General features: G+C 72.9%; 1 protein-coding gene. It reads left to right on the top strand.

The features are described 5' to 3' along the window. Positions 1–354: 354 nt before the first annotated feature. The coding region (locus AC27IQ_RS25290; RefSeq protein WP_487091267.1) for a cupin domain-containing protein at positions 355–1,103 on the top strand (749 nt) is incomplete at its 3' end.

Genomic DNA, 1,103 nt, shown 5'->3' with positions numbered 1-1,103 from the left:
TCAGCGGGCAGAACCTCACGGGCCTGCTGGCCGGCGCCGCGCTCTCGGGCTTCGGCGTGGTGGGCGCGCAGATCGGCTGCAACGCGCTGGCCGCCGCCATCTACCCCACCCACATCCGTGCGACCGGCGTGGGCTGGGCGCTGGGCGTGGGCCGCATCGGCGCCATCGTCGGGCCGCTGGCAGGCGGCGCCTGCTGGCCGCGGCCTGGACGCCTGCGTCCATCATCCTGGTGGCCGCCGTGCCGGCGGTGCTGGCGGCCGCGGCGGTGCTGCTGCTCGGGCGTGTGCGCAGGGACGCCTGAGCCGAGCGCCCATTCAAGCCAAAACGGCCCGCAGCGCACAGGGAGAGCGCACCATGGCATCCAAAAGCATAGCAATGCAGTCGGAGCCGACCGACGACAGGCAGGCCATGGAATGCGCCATCCGTACGTGGACCACCGATGCCGTTCCTGCCGCGCAGCGGGCGGACTACTGGGTCGGCGCGGTCTGCGACTGCTTCCTCGACATGGAAGTGGAGCCCGGCCAGCGCCAGGCTTTTTCGGCCACGCTCGCCTCCATGCCCTGCGGCGGCTTGCGCGTCAACCGCGTGAGCGGCAGCGCGCAGCGCGTGCGCCGCACCTTGCAGGGCATCCGCCGCAGCGGGGGCGATAACTTCTACTACCTGCTCTGCAAGGAGTCGTCGCCCTGCCACGTCGCGCAGGACGATGCCGGCGCCGCGCGCCTGCTGCCCGGCGACCTGGCACTGATCGACTCGCGCCGCCGCTATTTGCTGGAGTTTCCCGAGGCGGTGGACACCGTCTCCATCCAGATCCCCATCGGCTGGCTGGACACCTGGCTGCCTGCCGCCGACCGCTGGCTGGGCCGGCGTTTGGACGGCGCCGCCGGATGGGGCCGGGTGCTGAGCGCCTACGTGACCCAGTTGCGCGCCGAACAGCCCGCCCGCCTGGGCACGCTGCAGGCCGAGCACCTGGGCGGCCTGTTGTCGCTGGCCTGCGGCACTGCGCCCGAGGTGCCGCCCCAGCCCGGCCTGCTGCAGCGCATCGAGCACTGCGTGCGCCAGCGCTTTGGCGAGCACGGCCTCGCCGCCGCCGACGTGGCCGATGA

The organism is Acidovorax sp. KPB24-07, from assembly GCF_057543315.1.
Note: the sequence above shows the minus strand (reverse complement) of the source record. Positions and strands in the feature narration are given on the sequence as shown.